Annotated in this window: 15 protein-coding genes; 7 read left to right on the top strand and 8 right to left on the bottom strand. The window is 61.0% G+C overall.

The window, feature by feature from the left end; translation table 11 throughout:
• Window positions 1–81 precede the first annotated feature (81 nt).
• The 5 genes from ACA043_RS23220 (at window position 82) to ACA043_RS23240 (ending at window position 6,197) form a co-directional block, all read left to right on the top strand.
• Window positions 82–1,842 carry a sensor histidine kinase gene (locus ACA043_RS23220; RefSeq protein WP_401271654.1) on the top strand — a complete coding sequence of 587 codons (1,761 nt, stop codon included), beginning with the start codon at window positions 82–84 and terminating at the stop codon, window positions 1,840–1,842.
• On the top strand, window positions 1,842–3,173 hold the full coding sequence (locus ACA043_RS23225) for a sigma-54-dependent transcriptional regulator (RefSeq protein ID WP_489878852.1): 1,332 nt from the start codon (window positions 1,842–1,844) through the stop codon (window positions 3,171–3,173). Before ACA043_RS23220 ends, ACA043_RS23225 begins: the two co-directional genes overlap by 1 nt.
• A gap of 238 nt (window positions 3,174–3,411) precedes the next feature.
• Window positions 3,412–4,731, top strand: coding sequence for an MFS transporter (locus tag ACA043_RS23230; RefSeq protein WP_401271649.1), 1,320 nt, complete (start codon window positions 3,412–3,414; stop codon window positions 4,729–4,731).
• Window positions 4,732–5,030: 299 nt separating this feature from the next.
• On the top strand, window positions 5,031–5,324 hold the full coding sequence (locus ACA043_RS23235; protein WP_489878851.1) for a hypothetical protein: 294 nt from the start codon (window positions 5,031–5,033) through the stop codon (window positions 5,322–5,324).
• 243 nt (window positions 5,325–5,567) lie between these two features.
• Window positions 5,568–6,197: a flavin reductase family protein gene (locus ACA043_RS23240; RefSeq protein ID WP_187678122.1), complete on the top strand. Its 630-nt coding sequence runs from the start codon at window positions 5,568–5,570 to the stop codon at window positions 6,195–6,197.
• A gap of 4 nt (window positions 6,198–6,201) precedes the next feature.
• Here the strand turns inward: ACA043_RS23240 and ACA043_RS23245 are convergent, their stop codons facing one another.
• Together ACA043_RS23245 and ACA043_RS23250 are read right to left on the bottom strand one after the other, a co-directional pair.
• Entirely contained in the window at window positions 6,202–6,444 is a 243-nt protein-coding gene (locus ACA043_RS23245; protein ID WP_100845234.1) for a hypothetical protein, read from the bottom strand.
• A 43-nt stretch (window positions 6,445–6,487) separates the two neighbouring features.
• Window positions 6,488–6,841: a putative quinol monooxygenase gene (locus tag ACA043_RS23250; protein ID WP_187678124.1), complete on the bottom strand. Its 354-nt coding sequence runs from the start codon at window positions 6,839–6,841 to the stop codon at window positions 6,488–6,490.
• 338 nt (window positions 6,842–7,179) lie between these two features.
• Between ACA043_RS23250 and ACA043_RS23255 the strand changes: the two genes are divergently transcribed.
• Window positions 7,180–8,109 (top strand): AraC family transcriptional regulator, encoded by a 930-nt coding sequence (locus ACA043_RS23255; RefSeq protein ID WP_497657997.1) that lies wholly within the window; start codon window positions 7,180–7,182, stop codon window positions 8,107–8,109.
• A gap of 135 nt (window positions 8,110–8,244) precedes the next feature.
• Here ACA043_RS23255 and ACA043_RS23260 read toward each other — a convergent pair whose 3' ends face one another.
• From ACA043_RS23260 to ACA043_RS23285, 6 genes are all read right to left on the bottom strand, one after another.
• A complete protein-coding gene (locus ACA043_RS23260) occupies window positions 8,245–9,300 on the bottom strand; it encodes an ABC transporter ATP-binding protein (RefSeq protein ID WP_497615233.1) in 1,056 nt (351 codons plus the stop codon).
• A 13-nt stretch (window positions 9,301–9,313) separates the two neighbouring features.
• Complete coding sequence (locus ACA043_RS23265; RefSeq protein ID WP_187678127.1) at window positions 9,314–10,162, bottom strand: ABC transporter permease; 849 nt, start codon at window positions 10,160–10,162, stop codon at window positions 9,314–9,316.
• The gene (locus ACA043_RS23270; RefSeq protein WP_187678128.1) at window positions 10,159–11,067 is read right to left on the bottom strand and encodes an ABC transporter permease; all 909 of its coding nucleotides are present in this window, start codon (window positions 11,065–11,067) and stop codon (window positions 10,159–10,161) included. Before ACA043_RS23270 ends, ACA043_RS23265 begins: the two co-directional genes overlap by 4 nt.
• A 241-nt stretch (window positions 11,068–11,308) precedes the next feature.
• Window positions 11,309–12,412, bottom strand: a complete 1,104-nt coding sequence (locus ACA043_RS23275) for an ABC transporter substrate-binding protein (RefSeq protein ID WP_187678129.1) — start codon at window positions 12,410–12,412, stop codon at window positions 11,309–11,311.
• A gap of 217 nt (window positions 12,413–12,629) precedes the next feature.
• Window positions 12,630–14,078 (bottom strand): aldehyde dehydrogenase family protein, encoded by a 1,449-nt coding sequence (locus tag ACA043_RS23280; RefSeq protein WP_497659673.1) that lies wholly within the window; start codon window positions 14,076–14,078, stop codon window positions 12,630–12,632.
• On the bottom strand, window positions 14,078–15,715 hold the full coding sequence (locus tag ACA043_RS23285; protein ID WP_497657998.1) for a 5-guanidino-2-oxopentanoate decarboxylase: 1,638 nt from the start codon (window positions 15,713–15,715) through the stop codon (window positions 14,078–14,080). The genes ACA043_RS23280 and ACA043_RS23285 overlap by 1 nt, the downstream gene beginning before the upstream one ends.
• Window positions 15,716–15,874: 159 nt before the next feature.
• Here ACA043_RS23285 and ACA043_RS23290 point away from each other — a divergent pair, with 159 nt between their 5' ends.
• A complete protein-coding gene (locus ACA043_RS23290) occupies window positions 15,875–16,756 on the top strand; it encodes a LysR substrate-binding domain-containing protein (RefSeq protein WP_489878846.1) in 882 nt (293 codons plus the stop codon).
• Window positions 16,757–17,078 lie beyond the last annotated feature (322 nt).

Here is a 17,078-nt window from a genome sequence, read left to right on the forward strand (position 1 = left end):
GCCATGGCCTGACCGAACAGCGCGCCGGGCCACGCTCGCCCATGCTATCGTGCCCGCCCGACTGCCATCCGTTTGCCCAGCATGCTGCCGACTTCCCGTACCTTGCGTCTGTCGTTGTATACCCTGCTGATCATCGCCGGCGCAGCTGTTGCCGCAACGCTCGCCATCCGCCACGCCGAACGTCAGGCGCTGGAAGAGGACGCCGCTCGCGCCAACCAGCAATTGGCGCTCTACGCCAATTCGTTGCACACCCTGATCGACCGCTACCGCGCCCTCCCCGCCGTGCTGGCACTGGACCCGCAGTTACGCTCGGCGCTGGCCGGCCCTGTCGATGCCGAGCAGCAACGGGCACTGAATCTGAAGCTGGAAAAGATCAACGGTGCGGCGCAATCCTCGACCCTTGAACTGCTCGATCACACCGGCCTTGCCGTGGCCGCCAGCAACTGGCGCCTGCCGAGCAGCTATGTCGGCCACAATTACGGTTTTCGTCCTTATTTCAGCCAGACCCGCACCCAGGGCACCGGACGTTTCTACGCGGTCGGTGTGACCAGCGGGATTCCCGGTTATTTCCTGTCCAGTGCGGTGCTCGGTGATAACGAGCAGTTCCTCGGGGCGATGGTGGTCAAGCTGGAATTCCCCGAACTGGAACGCGAATGGAGCCAGGGCAGCGACACGCTGCTGGTCAGCGACGCGCGCGGCATCATCTTTATCGCCAACCAGCCTGGCTGGCGCTATCGCGCGTTGCGGCCGTTGAGTGCCAGCGATCTGGCAGAGATCAAAACCACGCGCCAGTACGACAAGCAATCTCTGCAGCCACTGACCCACCTGTCACTGCGCCGCTTCGATGACAACAGCGATCTGCGCCGGGTCGAGGGCCCGCAAGGCACGGCGGACTATCTCTGGGAGTCGCTGCCATTGACGGCCGAAGGCTGGACGCTGCACCTGTTGCGCCGTCCGCAAGTGGCCTTCGAAGACTTGCGTAACGCCGGTCTCGCAGCCGCCGGGGTGTGGCTGGCGCTGGTGTTTCTGCTGCTGTTCCTCAATCAGCGCTGGCGGCTGTCGAAAATCCGCCAACGCAACCGCGAAGAACTGGAGCAACTGGTCGAGGAGCGCACCCGCGACCTGCGCACCGCCCAGGACGGTCTGGTGCAGTCGGCCAAGCTCGCCGCACTCGGCCAGATGTCCGCCGCGCTCGCCCACGAGATCAATCAACCGCTGACCGCCCAGCGCATGCAACTGGCGACCCTGCGCCTGCTGCTCGACCATGGCCGCGTCGATGATGCCTACAAGGCACTCAAACCGGTGGACGAAATGCTCACGCGCATGGCCGCCCTCACCGGTCACCTGAAAACCTTTGCGCGAAAGAGCCCCAGCGGTTTGCGCGAGCGTCTGGATCTGGCGACCGTGGTTGATCAATCCTTGCAACTGCTTGATGCGCGACTGCGTGACGAACAGGTCAGTCTGGTGCTGCACCTGACGCGTCCGGCGTGGGTACGCGGTGACGCGATCCGCCTGGAACAAGTGCTGATCAACCTGCTGCGCAACGCCCTCGATGCGATGCAGGGCAAACCGTGCAAACGTCTGGAAATCCGTCTGCAAGCCGATGAACAACTATGGCGGCTGAGCATCAGCGACAATGGCGGCGGCATCGCCGAAGAACATCTGGGTCAGGTGTTCGATCCGTTCTTCACCACTAAACCTGTGGGTGACGGGCTGGGCCTGGGGCTGGCGGTGTCGTTCGCCATCGTCCATGAATCCGGTGGACGCCTGAGTGTGGAAAATGGCGAGAACGGCGCGGTGTTCGCCCTGACCTTGCCAATCGATCTGGAGGCACACATCTGATGCTCAATTCGGTGATGGTGGTCGATGACGAAAGCAGCATTCGCAATGCAGTCGAGCAATGGCTAAGCCTGTCGGGCTTCGAAGTGCAGCTGTTCAGCCGCGCCGAAGAATGCCTCGCCGCCCTGCCCGCACACTTTCCCGGGGTGATTGTCAGCGACGTGCGCATGCCCGGCCTCAGTGGTCTGGAGCTGCTGGCCGAAGTGCAGCGCCGCGACGCCGATCTGCCGGTGATCCTGCTCACCGGTCACGGCGATGTGCCGATGGCGGTCGAAGCGATGCGCGACGGCGCCTACGACTTTCTGGAAAAACCCTTCAGCCCGGAAACCCTGCTCGGCAGCCTGCGCCGGGCACTGGAAAAGCGCCGCCTGATTCTGGAAAACCGTGCCCTGCACGAGCAGGCCGACCACCGCGCCAGACTCGACGCAACGCTGCTGGGCGTGTCCCGTGGTTTGCAGACCTTGCGCCGGCAGGTGCTGGATCTGGCGACGTTACCGGTCAACGTGTTGATCCGTGGCGAAACCGGCAGCGGCAAGGAACTGGTTGCCCGTTGCCTGCATGATTTCGGCCCGCGTGCGGACAAGCCGTTCGTGGCGTTGAACTGCGCGGCGATCCCTGAGCAGCTGTTCGAAGCGGAACTGTTCGGCCATGAAAGCGGCGCGTTTACCGGTGCCTCTGGCAAGCGCATCGGCAAGCTGGAATATGCCGATGGCGGCACGCTGTTTCTCGATGAAATCGAAAGCATGCCGCTGGCCCAGCAGGTCAAACTGCTGCGGGTGTTGCAGGAGCAGAAGCTTGAACGCCTGGGTTCGAATCAGAGTATTCGGGTGGATTTGCGCATCGTCGCGGCGACCAAACCCGACCTGCTCGACGAAGCGCGGGCCGGACGCTTTCGTGAAGACCTGGCGTATCGCTTGAACGTTGCCGAGCTGCGTTTGCCGCCGCTGCGTGATCGTCGCGAAGACATTCCGTTACTGTTCGAAAACTTTGCCCAGAGCGCGGCTCAGCGTCTTGGCCGCACCTTCCCACCGTTGACGGGTGCGCAGTTGAGTCACCTGCTCAGCCATGACTGGCCGGGCAATGTGCGCGAACTGGCGAACGTCGCCGAACGCCAGGTGCTGGGGCTGGATGAACCGGCGCCGGGGATTGATCCGGGCCAGTCGCTGGCGGCGCAGCAAGAGGCGTTTGAAGCGCAATGCTTGCGTGCAGCGCTGACCCGGCACAAAGGCGATGTGAAAGCGGTGCTTGAAGAGCTGCAACTGCCGCGTCGCACCTTCAATGAAAAGATGCAGCGGCATGGGTTGAGTCGGGAGATGTTTGTTCCGGACAGCTGAGTTTTTCGTTGTCGCTGATGGCAGGCTCGCGAAGGGTCCGTTACAGCCAACCATTATCCATCTGCCTGAATGAGCAATTTTCCGCTCACCACAATCCAGCCATAAGCGGATTTCCGCTCACTCGATCTCCCCGGCCCCTCTAAACCGGGCGTCCCCCCGTTGGCACAGCTCCTGCTATAGCCCTCGCAGGCTGCGTTTCGACGCGCTCCACAAAAACAATTATACGAAGGATCCTTCAATGGATAACTCCAACGCCCTGCCACTTGGGTCGGCTGCCGTGCCGGCCAAAGAAAGAACCACCGCCAGCCGGATCAAATCGATCTTCAGCGGTTCCGTCGGCAACATGGTCGAGTGGTACGACTGGTATGTGTATGCCGCCTTCTCGCTGTACTTCGCCAAAGCCTTCTTCCCCAAAGGCGACACCACCGCCCAACTGCTGAACACCGCCGCGATCTTCGCCGTGGGCTTTTTGATGCGCCCGATCGGCGGCTGGCTGATGGGGCTTTATGCCGATAAGGTCGGACGCAAGAAAGCGCTGATGGCCTCGGTTTACCTGATGTGCTTCGGCTCGTTGATCATCGCCCTGAGCCCAGGTTATGAAACCATCGGTGTCGGCGCGCCGATCCTCCTGGTGTTCGCTCGCTTGCTACAAGGCCTGTCGGTCGGAGGCGAGTACGGCACCTCGGCGACTTACCTGTCCGAGATGGCGACCAAGGAACGTCGCGGCTTTTTCTCCAGCTTCCAGTACGTGACGCTGATCTCCGGCCAGCTCATCGCCCTCGGCGTACTGATCGTGCTGCAGAACTTCCTCACCACCGAAGAGCTGTATGCGTGGGGCTGGCGTATTCCGTTCGCCATCGGCGCACTGTGCGCAGTCGTTGCGCTGTACCTGCGTCGCGGTATGGAAGAGACCGAATCGTTCACCAAAAAAGAGAAAGCCAAGGAAAGCGCCATGCGCACCTTGATGCGCCACCCCAAAGAACTGTTGACCGTGGTCGGCCTGACCATGGGCGGTACGCTGGCGTTCTACACCTACACCACCTACATGCAGAAATACCTGGTGAACACCGTCGGCATGAGCATCTCCGACTCGACCACCATTTCTGCCGCCACGCTGTTCCTGTTCATGTGCCTGCAACCGATCATCGGTGGCCTGTCCGATAAAATCGGCCGTCGTCCGATCCTGATCGCCTTCGGCGTGTTGGGGACGATCTTCACCGTACCGATCCTGATGACCCTGCACACCATCCAGACCTGGTGGGGTGCGTTTTTCCTGATCATGGCGGCGCTGATCATTGTCAGTGGCTACACCTCGATCAACGCAGTGGTGAAAGCCGAACTGTTCCCGACCGAAATCCGCGCCCTGGGCGTCGGCCTGCCGTACGCACTGACCGTGTCGATCTTCGGTGGCACCGCCGAATACATCGCGCTGTGGTTCAAGAGCATTGGCATGGAAACCGGTTACTACTGGTACGTGACCGCATGCATCGCAGTGTCGTTGCTGGTGTACATCACCATGAAAGACACCCAGAAACATTCGCGGATCGTGACTGACTGATAGTTACGCAAGATCAAAAGATCGCAGCCTTCGGCAGCTCCTACAGGAGGCTGTCGGGGCTGCGATTTTTGTTTTATGGCCGATTAATCACCGGTTAATGCTGCCTCTGCATCCTGTGCTCACCTGATCGATTACCTGCGCGACGTTCGCTCCTGATGATGGAAGCCAATTAATGCGTCGCCCTTAACATCTAGTTAATCGATAGTTTTTAGCATTAATTTGCGCTTTTTAATCAATTTAGTTGGCGTAGCATTAAACCCATGCAAGACACACCCGCCAACGAATCTGGAGTAACGAACATGAAAACCAAACTGATCCTCGCCCTGACCCTGTCCGTACTGGCCGCCAACACCTTTGCCGCTGACGGTTTTGATCGCACCGGCTCGGCCGTTGCTGCCGATGGTTATGACCGCACCGGTTCCGCCACTGTCGCCGCTGATGGCTACGACCGCACCGGCTCGGCCACTGTCGCTGAAGACGGCTTTGATCGCACCGGCTCCGCTACCTTCGCTGAAGATGGTTACGACCGCACCGGTTCCGCCACTTTCGCCGCTGACGGCTACGACCGCACCCAATCCGCTTCGATCAGCTGATTGCTGTTGTAAAGCGCACAGCCCGGCTTCGGCCGGGCTTAGTCATTTCTGGGGAATGGAAAAGGTCTGGAATGCACACGATCCCCTGTGGGGAGCGAGCCTGCTCGCGAAGGCGGTAGCCCATTCAACATTGATGTCGACTGAAGAGCTGTCTTCGCGAGCAGGCTCGCTCCCACAATTGATCTTCAACGGCCGGACTTGCACTATTGCTCTCTGACCAATGCCCTTCCTGGATTCCAAGCCATGCCCGATGACATCCACTTCTACGAACCCGCCAACGGCCACGGCCTGCCCCACGATCCGTTCAACGCCATCGTCGGCCCCCGTCCTATCGGCTGGATCTCTTCACAGGATGCCAACGGCCAGTTGAACCTGGCGCCGTACAGTTTCTTCAACGCCTTCAACTACATTCCACCGATCATTGGTTTTTCCAGCGTCGGGCGCAAAGACAGCCTGAACAACATCGAACAGACTGGCGAATTCGTCTGGAACCTCGCCACCCGCCCGCTGGCCGAGCAGATGAATCAGAGCTGTGCGATGGTCGCGCCTGAGGTCAACGAGTTTGAATTGGCAGGACTGACGACGGTGGCGTCAAAAGTGATTTCAGTGCCACGGGTCGCCGAAAGCCCGGTGTCCTTCGAGTGCAAGGTCACCCAGATCATTCAGTTGCAGCGCGCCGATGGCGAGACGGTGCCGAGCTGGCTGATCCTCGGCGAAGTGGTCGCCGTGCATATCGCCAAGTGGCTGTTGAAGGATGGGATTTACGACACCGCCGCGGCAGAACCGATTCTGCGCGGCGGTGGGCCGGCGGACTATTTTCAGTTGGGGCCTGAAGCCCTGTTCAAAATGTGGCGACCGGGTGCCGTCAAATAACTGATTACCAGATCAGCTCGGCGTCTTCAGTGACGCCCTTGAGGCGGTCCAGCTCATTGATGGCGGCCTCATCGGCAGCGATGGCGCCGGGAAACACTTGGTCACCCAGCAGTTTGTGAAAGCGTGGCGCACCGCCATCGACCAGGGCCTTGACCGCGATTGCCGCGTGATAGCCCTTGTTGCCACCCAACTCGACGGGGACGACTGCGGAGACTGCTTCGAAGTGTTCGAACTCTTTACGTGCCATGTCATACATCCCGGCTCAGACAAATAAGCCGGATATTAAACCCTCAACCGGCGAGTTTGTGTACCGGTGCCGAACACTGGCCGAGAGCCTGCGCCGCAGAGACTTCTTTGAAAGTGTGGAAATCCAGACTGTTGACCACCAGCTCCTGCACCAGCTCGGCGAAGATTTCCATCGACGGACTATTGAAGTACGCGGTCATCATCTGTTGATTGCTCCAGAAACCGGAGACCAGCCACAACTCGGGATCACACTGCGAATGCTGCAAGGCAAAGCTCAGGCAACCGGGGGCGGCGCGAGACGGTTCGATCAGCGCGCTCAGGCGTACACCGAGTTCCGCCGAGCGCCCGGCACGCGCTCGGACGAAGGCCATATGACTGACGGGAATCTGCTTGGACATTGTTCAACCCTCCCAGGGAGTCGCGTGGCAGCCAGCGGACGGGCTGCGACAGGATCAAAGGTTAAGGGCCGCGCGCCAGACGCCGTTAGTCGATTCCTGCCGTCGCGTTGCACAATCCTGCGAGACTGCACGCAAGACCTGTAACAACCTGTAAATTGCGGTCACACGGCTGTCATACGAGGTTCAAGCAAGTTAGGCGGCCTGTGTCCTGCTATGCCTGGGCACATCAGCGACCCCGTGCAGAATCAGGCAAGCATTTCACAGAATGTGTCTACCGCTCTCGATTGCACAAACATATGCTCTGCTCCATTCCACCTCCCTTGCCGAGGATGCCGTGCATGACGTCATTCGATCGTTTTCAAGCCGAACCCACCGCAGACATGGAAAAGCAGCGCGCGGAACTCGCGGAGATCATCCGCCGCAACACCACGGACGATGGTAGTTACGCCACCGCTGTCGGTTCGCTGTTCATGTCGCGCCACACCCGATCCCACGACTTCGCCCCGGTGCTGGCGCAACCGGCGCTGTGCATCATGGCCCAGGGGCGTAAAGAGGTGCGGCTGGCGGATGAGTTCTTCAATTACGACCCACTGAATTACCTGGTGGTCTCGGTATCGATGCCGTTGAGCGGGCGCGTGGTCAATGTCTCGCCAGAGGACCCGATCCTCGCCGTGCGCCTGGATATCGACCCGGCGGAAATCACCGCACTGATCGCCGACGCTGGTCCCCTGGGCGTGCCGACCCGGCCGACCGGACGCGGTTTGTACGTCGAAAAAATCGACAGCGCCATGCTCGACGCTGTGCTGCGCCTGGCGCGTTTGCTCGATGCGCCAAAAGACATCGCCATGCTCGCGCCGCTGATTCGCCGGGAGATCCTCTATCGCCTGCTGCGCAGTCCGCAGGGCCATCGTTTGTATGAAATCGCGATTGCCAACAGCCAGAGCCATCGCATCAGCCAAGCGATCAAATGGCTCAACGGCAACTTCGAACAACCGCTACGCATTGATGATCTGGCCAAAGAAGTGAACCTCAGCGTGTCGACATTGCATCACCGCTTCAAGGCGATGACGGCGATGAGTCCGCTGCAGTATCAGAAGCAACTGCGCCTGCAAGAGGCGCGGCGCTTGATGCTGGCAGAAGGGCTGGAGGCTTCGGCGGCGGGGTATCGGGTGGGGTATGAGAGTCCGTCGCAGTTCAGCCGTGAGTACAGCCGGTTGTTTGGTGCGCCGCCATTGCGGGATCTGGCGCGGTTGCGGCAGTCAGTCTGATCCAGACATTGCGCTGTATCGACCGACGCTTTCGCGAGCAGGCTCGCTCCCACATTGAATCTGTGATCGACACAAATCCCCTGTGGGAGCGAGCCTGCTCGCGAAGAGGCCGGTATAAACAGTAAAAAAACTGGATCAAGCCCGCAACACCCGACACGCCTCCACCGGCAACGTCACCGACACCGGATGCCCGATCCCCAACCCGATCCCCTGACACGGTGTACTCAACGCCGTAAACGTCACCCCCGAACACTCCACCGTGGTTTCGATGGTCGCGCCGATATCGCGCACAAACGTCACTTTGCCCAGCAACCGGTTGCCCGCCGTTGCCTGCGCTGGCGACAGTTGCAGGTCTTCCGGACGAATCAGCATTTTCAACTTCTGCCCGACCACGATGCTGCTGCAGATCGGCACTTGCAATGCGTCACCACCCGGCAAACTGACCATGCCGTCGCCCAGCGCGGTGGCCGGGAAAATGTTGCCCGAACCGATGAAGTCGGCAACGAATTCGTTGGCCGGATGCCGGTAGATTTCAATCGGCGTACCGACCTGCTGCACCTTGTGCTCGCCCAGCACCACGACGATGTCGGCCATGGTCATCGCTTCGCGCTGATCGTGGGTGACCATGATCGTGGTGATGTTCAGGCGTTGTTGCAGTTGGCGAATTTCCACCTGCATCGATTCGCGCAGCTTGGCGTCGAGCGCCGACAGCGGTTCGTCGAGCAAGAGGATTTTCGGGTGCGAGGCAATCGCCCGGGCAATCGCCACGCGTTGGCGTTGGCCGCCGGAGAGTTTGGCCACCGGACGGTCGATCATCGCCTGCAACTGGATCAGCTCAAGCAGTTCAACCACCCGTGCCTGCTGATCGGCCTTGCTGACGCCGCGCAGTTTCAGCGGGTAAGCGATGTTTTCGCCGACAGTCATGTGCGGGAACAGCGCCAGCGACTGGAACACCATGCCGAAGTTGCGCAGGTGCGCCGGGGTGTGGGCGATGTTTTCGCCGTCCAGGCGAATCTCGCCGCTGGTGAGGGTTTCCAGCCCGGCGATCATCCGCAGCAAAGTGGTTTTGCCGCAGCCCGAAGGGCCGAGAAAACACACCAGTTTGCCTTCCGGCAAATGCAGATTGACGTCTTTGACCGCGCAAGCCGAGCCGTAGAATTTCTCGACGTTTTCCAGAATCAGACCAGTCATGTTGCACCTCAAATCAAAAGGAAACGCCGCCCTCGCCCACCAGCTTCTCCAGCGCCCAGATCAGGACGAAGTCGATCAGCACGATCAGCACGGCAAACGAGAACACGGTAGGGTCGAGCGATGACACGGTGCGGCTGTACATCCAGATCGGCACGGTCATGACGTCGATGGTGTAGAGGAAATAGGTCACGGTGAATTCGTTGAACGAGACGATGAACGCCAGCAGCATGCCCGCCAGAATCCCCGACTTCATCAACGGCACCACCACATCGACAATCGCCCGCAACGGTGAGGCGCCGAGCATCTGCGCCGCTTCTTCGACTTCGCTGCCGATGGAAAGCATCGCGGCGGTGCAGTTCTTCACCACAAACGGCAACGCCAAAATCACGTGGGCAATCACCAGCCGCGAGGTGGTCATGTGGAACGGCAGGCTGTCGAACACCAACAGTAACGCCAGCCCCAACACCACCATCGGAAACACCAGCGGCAGCGACATCAGTTGCAGCGCCACGGCTTTGCCGCGGAATTCGCAACGGGTCAGTGCATAGGCGGCCGGCACCGCGATCAGCGTGGCGAAGATCATGGTCAGGCAAGCCACCAGCAGGCTGGTGCCCATGGCCTGGCCGAGGCTCAGCACATCGCTGGCGTCCGGCGAGACAAAGGTGTGCCAGGCCGCTTTGTACCATTGCAGGCTGTAGCTGCTCGGCGGGAAATCGAGGTTCGACGCACCGCTGAACGACATCACGATCATGGTCAGGATCGGCAACACCGCCAGCAGCAGAATGAACCCGGAAAGGATGCCGGCGAACTTGCCCGTGTCGCCGGGCAACAGCGACTGACGCTTCTTGAACAGGACACTCATTGCGAAGCCTCCAGCAAACGCCGACGACGGCCGGTGATGTATTCGGACAGGGTCATGATCGCCAGTGTGGTGATGATCAGCACCACCCCGGCGGCGGAGGCGGCAGGCCAGTTCATCAGCGGGGCGATCTGGTCATGCACCATCACCGCGAGCATCGGCACGCGCCGACCACCGAGCAGTAACGGCACGACAAAGCTGCTGGCGTTGTAGGCGAACACCAGTGTCGCGCCGGTGATGATGCCCGGCAGGCTCATCGGCAACACCACTTGGCGGAACACCTGGAAGCGGCTGGCACCGAGGGTGGCGGCGGCCTCTTCGTAGCTGCGGGCGACGCCGCGCATGGCGCTGGCAATCGGCAACACCGCGAGGGGAAACGCGGTCTGCACCAGGCCCATCAACACACCGTTCTGGTTGTACAGCAGCATGATCGGCCGTTTGATCAGACCCAGGCCCATCAGCGCCTGGTTCAACATGCCGCCGGGGCCGAGAATCACCAGCCAGCCATAGCTTTGCAGCAACAGATTGACCAGCAATGGCAGCAGCACCGCCGCGAGAAAAATCCGCCGCAGAAAGGGCGAAGTCAGCCGCGACATGGTGTACGCCACCGGGATCGCCAACACCACGGCGATCACCGCGCTGATCAGCGCCAGCCGCAGGGTCAGCAGCAAGGATTTGAGGTAATAGGGTTCGAGCAATTGCGCGTAACTGGCCAGGCTGAAACCCGACCACTCCGCGCCTTTGGTGCCAACGCTCATGCGCAGCACCAGCAGGCTCGCGGCAATCAGCACACCAAGAAACAGCATCGACGGGGTGAGGAAAAACCACGCCCGGGCAGTCGGCGAAATACCGCGCGCCGGACGCACGTCGCCGGCGCCAACCGGTTGGGTCAGGGATTGATGTTCCATAGCAATGATCTCGTCAATGGAAAGCGAATATCCCAAGCTCCACCATTTCCCTGTGGGAGCGAGCTTCTGTGGTGAGGGGATTTATCCCCGACCGGCTGCGAAGCAGTCGCAAAACCACCGTATGCGGACATTTGATGCACCGTATTTGCTGATCTTGGGGCAGCTGAGCTACCCATCGGGGATAAATCCCCTCGCCACAGGGCTCGCTCCCACAGAGATTGCGGTGTTTGGGAGGACGGCGTCAGGAAGAAAAGATTTCCGTATAGCGACGAATCCATTGGTCATGCACGGTGGCCAGGAAGGCGTTGTCGTGCATGATCGCCTTCTCGGCAATCTGCTCCGGCGTCAGGATGTACGGGCTCTTGCGCGCTTCGGCAGAGATGATCGCCTTGGCGTTGACCGGGCCGTTGAAGATGTCTTCGGCCATCTTGCCCTGCACCAGCGGGTCGAGAGAGTGGTTGATAAAGGCGTAAGCCAGATCGGTATCGCCCGGACGATTCTTCGGCATCACCGAGAGCATCAGGTCGGTGTAGAAACCTTCCTTCATGCCGAACGTGGCGCCCAGACCATAGTTCGGATCGCGGATCTGCTTGGGGAAAAACGCCGGGGCGTAGAGGCCGCCCATGTCCAGCGAACCGGTACGGAACAGCTCGGCAATCTGGTTAGGGTTCTCGCCCAAGGTGATCACGCGGTCCTTGAGTTCGGCGAGTTTCTTGAAGCCCGGCTCGATGTTGTGCTCGTCACCACCGGCCAGTTTGGCGGCGATGATGATCAGGTCCATCGCCTCGGTCCAGTTCGGTGGCGGGAGGAAAATATTAGGCGCCAGATCGGCGTCCCACAACGCAGCGTAACTGTCCGGCGCTTCTTTCAACGTGCGGGTGCTATAGACCAGACTGTTGCACCACAGCAGATAACCGATGCCGTGACCGTTGGCCCCGGTGCGGTATTTTTCCGGTACGTCGACCAGATTGGGAATGCGGTTGAGGTCGGGTTTTTCCAGCAGCCCGGCGGCGGCCAGGCCTTCGGCGCCGACGCCGGCCAAGGTGATGATGTCGTATTGCGGACGGTCACCACCGGCCTTGAGTTTGGCGACCATTTCCGAGGTGCTGCCGGTGCGGTCGGCGATCACCTTGGCGCCGGTCTTGGCCTCGAAGGTCGCGGCTATATTGCGCAGTGCGGCGAGGCCGGTGTCATCCGACCAGGTCAGCAAACGCAGGGTCTTGCCGGCAAAACGCGTGTCGCTGGCGCTGGCCCGGATGAAGGGCATGCTCATGGCCGCTGCGGCCACGGACGCCACGCCGACGGTTTTAATGAATTGACGCCTGTTCAGATCGTGCTCGCCCATGAAGGACTCCCTTTGTTCTTTTAAGTATGAGGTTGGTCGCAACCGTTGCATCCGCGCGGCCGGTTCGGCTCAAAGCCCCGTTTTCAAAGGGCTTGAGCGCTGCCGACGGGTTCATCCTGAGGTCGTGCAAAACACCTGACTATCGATAAAAACTCATTGAAGCCATGACGCCGACGCATGCCTCGTTGCGAGGCATGCGCTCACCTTTTTCGGGCGTTCAGAGCGCCCGGATCACGTGTTTGATTTCCTGAAACGCCGCCAGCCCCCATGGGCCCAATTCGCGGCCGATGCTGCTCTGCTTGTAACCGCCCCACGCCGTTTGCGGGAAGATCACTTGCGGCGCGTTGAGCCACACCAGCCCCGCCTGCAGGGCGTTGGCGACACGGTCAGCGGTCTCGGTGTTACGCGTTACCACACTGGCGACCAGACCGAACTGACTGTCGTTGGCCAGCGCGATGGCCTCGGCTTCACTGCTGAAACTGCGCACGCACAACACCGGGCCGAAAATCTCTTCACACCACAACGCACTGTCGAGGGGCACGTCGGTGAAGATCGTCGGCTGCAAAAAATATCCGCGCGGTAGATCGGCGGGACGATTGCCGCCGCAAATCAGCTTTGCCCCGGCACTCAACCCACGGTCGATGTGGCCCAGCACGCGCTGGTACTGCGCCTGATTGACCAAAGCGCCCATTTCCACGTCCGGATCAAACGGTTCGGCCACACGGATTTTTTCCGCACGGGCCTTCAGACGCAGGAGGAACTCATCCGCCAGTTCATCGGCGACCAATACGCGGCTGGTGGCTGAACACATCTGCCCGGCGTTGAAGAACCCGCCACCGCACGCCAGCTCCACCGCCAGATCGAGATCGGCATCTTCGAGCACCAACAGCGAGGATTTACCGCCCAGCTCCAGGCTCACGCCTTTCACGGTTTCGGCGGCGCGCTGCATCACCTGCACACCGACGGCGTTACTGCCGGTGAAGGAAATCTTGGCGATACGCGGATCCGCCGACAGCGGCGCACCGACCGCCAGCCCGGTACCGCAGACCACGTTGAACACGCCTTTGGGCAGGCCGGATTCAGCAATGATCGCCGCCAGTTCCAGCTCCGGCAGCGGCGTGACTTCCGACGGCTTGAGCACCACGCAGCAACCGGCAGCCAGGGCTGGCGCGAGCTTCCAGGCAGTGGTGACCATCGGGAAATTCCACGGCACGATCAGACCGACCACGCCGCACGGCTCGCGACGCAGGCGTGCGCTGAAATCATCGCTGGGCAGCGGCACATTGCTGTCCTGTTTGCCATCGAGGCCTTCGGCCAACTCGGCGTAATACTCGAACGTGGCGATCACATCGTCGACGTCGATGGCCGCTTCGAATTGCGGTTTACCGTTGTTGCTCGACTGCAATTTCATCAGTTGGTCACGACCGTTGCGCACGCCATTGGCGATGTTGCGCAGGATCGCGCCACGCTCGGCACCGGTGGTTTTCGACCAATCCTTGAACGCTTCGACGGCGGCGGTCACCGCGTGTTCGACCGCCAGCTCATCACCGCCATTGACCGTGGTCAGCAGCGCTTCAGTGGCCGGGTTGATCACCCGCAAATGCTCGCGGCCGGCGGACCATTGGCCGTTGATGTAGAGGCCGTCGAGTGTGGTAGGGAAATTGATCATTTGGCCACCGCCTGCATCCAGTGGTTCTGATCGATTTCAATCACGGTCGGGCCTTGGCGGTCGGTTGCGGCACGCAGCGCAGCGCGCAGTTGTTCTACCGAGCTGATCGCTTCAGCCGCGCAACCCAGGGCCTTGGCCACACCGATGAAGTCCGGTGTGTAGATGTCGACACCGACCGGTTCAATGGCGCGGTTAACCATGTACTTCTTGATCTCTTCGTAACCCTGGTTATTCCACAGCAGGACGATCACCGGCGTGCGCGCTTCGACGGCGCTGGCCAGTTCCGGCAGGGTGAATTGCAAACCACCGTCGCCGATCAGGCACACCACTGGCGGGCGCGCACCTTTGTCGGATTGGCCGCCGAGCCATGCACCAATCGCCGCCGGCAAGGCGTAGCCGAGGGTGCCGTAACCGGTGGACGAGTTGAACCAGCGGCGCGGGCGCTCCGGGTTGAAGGTGAGGTTGCCGGTGTACACCGGTTGCGTGGAATCGCCGACGAACACGGCGTCCGGCAATTCGTGCAGAACGGTTTCGAGGAACCGGGTCTGGGCCAGCGTCGGCGCATCCCAAGTGGCGGCCAGATCATCGCGCAGACGCGCAGCACGCACCTGCCCCCAATCGTTGCGCCGCTCGGCCAAGGACTTGTGCGACAACGCGCTGAGCAGCGCTTGTGCGGCGTTGCGCGAATCGGCGACCAGCGCCACATGCGGCGGATAGTTGCGCACGGTCTGATCGGCGTCGATGTCGATGCGCAGCAGCTTGCCGGGAATCTCGAAACCGCCGGCGAAAGTGACGTCGTAATCGGTCTCGGCCAGTTCGGTGCCGATCGCCAACACTACGTCGGCATCGGCGACCAGTGCGCGGGTCGCAACCAGACTCTGCGTCGAGCCGATCAACAGCGGATGGCTGGACGGCAACATGCCTTTGGCGTTGATGGTCAGCGCGACAGGTGCGTCGAGCAGTTCGGCCAGTTCAGTCAGCTCGGCGGCGGCATCGATAGCACCGCCACCGGCGAGGATCAGCGGACGCTGTGCGCCGGCGAGCAGCTCGGTCATGCGGCTCACAGCGGCTGGAGCGGCACCGGCACGATCGATATTGACCGGGATGCTGGCGAGCAGCTCATCGGCGTTTTCCACCAGCACGTCCAGCGGAATTTCAATGTGCACCGGACGCGGACGACCGGCCTGGAACAGGGCGAAGGCGCGAGCCAACACAACCGGCAATTCCGCCGCCGACATCAAGGTATGGGAGAACGCCGCGACGCCAGCGACCAGCGCGCTCTGGTTCGGCAATTCGTGGAGCTTGCCGCGACCGCCGCCCAACTGACTGCGCGACTGCACGCTGGAGATCACCAGCATCGGGATCGAGTCGGCGTAAGCCTGGCCCATCGCCGTGGTGATGTTGGTCATGCCCGGGCCGGTAATGATGAAGCACACGCCCGGCTTGCCACTGGTGCGCGCGTAGCCGTCAGCCATGAACCCGGCGCCCTGCTCATGCCGTGGCGTGACATGGTTGATGCTCGAACGGGCCAGCCCGCGATACAGCTCCACGGTATGCACCCCGGGAATGCCGAACACCTGCTCGACCCCGTAACCTTCGAGTAACTTGACCAGTACTTCGCCACACGTCGCCATGTCATTGCCCTTCTTGTTCGTTTGAGACGCCGGGCCTGCGCTGTGTTTATGATGCGCGGGCAAGCCCAGGGATGGCCTCATTGGAACGGGCGACACCTAGCCGCAACAATGGATAAAAAATCATACTAGCCATGTCCTCACGTCATACCTCGGATCGCCATGAAACGAATGCCACCCTTGCCCGCGCTGCATACCTTTCTGATTACCGCGCAGTGCTGCAACTTCACCCGGGCGGCCGAGCAGTTGCACATCACCCAGGGTGCGGTGAGCCGGCAGATCGCCGGGCTTGAGGATCATCTGGGTTATGAATTGTTTATCCGCCAGGCCCGTGGTCTGGAACTGACGGCCGAGGGTCGCGAATGGCTGCCGCGCGTGGAAAAGGTGTTCGGCTTGATCAGCGAAGCCACCGAGCAGATCGGCCTCAAGCGTGAAACCCTGCAAATCAAGGCCCCAAGCTGTGTGATGCGCTGGCTGGTGCCGCGCCTGTTGCAATGGCAGAAAGAGCGCCCGGATGTACCGGTCAAACTGACCACCACCCTGGCCCACGGCGTGGATTTTGCGCGCGAGCCATTCGATGCCGCCGTCATTTATGGCACGCCACCGGACAACTCATCGACCGCCCTGCATCTGTTCGATGAGCAACTGACACCGGTCTGTTCGCCCGCGCTATTGCAAGGCCCACCGGCGTTAACCACACCGGCGGATCTGCAACACCATCTGCTGCTGCATCCGACCCGCGATACCCAGGACTGGACGGCGTGGCTGACCGCCGCCGAGCAGCAATTGAACAACGTCAACACGGGCCAGCATTTCGAGACGCTGGATCAGGCAATGTCGATGGCGTCGCACGGGACGGGGGTGGCGATCGGTGACTGGTCGCTGATCGGCGACGACCTGCGCGCCGAAAGACTGGTGATGCCGTTCGAGCTGAAGGTGAAGACGGGATTGGCGTATTACGTGGTGGTGCCGCAGGGCGGAGAACCCTCGCCGCTGCTGGAGGAGTTGATGATCTGGCTGGTGGAGCAGGCGCATTTGCGTTGAGGCCTTTCCCCTCACCCTAGCCCTCTCCCGAAGGAGAGGGGACCGATCGGGGGATGCTCAAGAAGTACGCCGACCTGAACGTGCTCTGCCGAATCCATAATCGACTCGATCCCTCAGGTCGATGTATCCCGCAAGACACCTCGGTCGGCTCCCTCTCCCGAATCCATAATCGACTCGATCTTTCAGGTCGATGTATCCCGCAAGACACCTCGGTCGGCTCCCTCTCCCGAATCCATAATCGACTCGATCTTTCAGGTCGATGTATCCCGCAAGACACCTCGGTCGGCTCCCTCTCCCTCCGGGAGAGGGCTGGGGTGAGGGG

Source organism: Pseudomonas sp. LBUM1648, assembly GCF_059716145.1.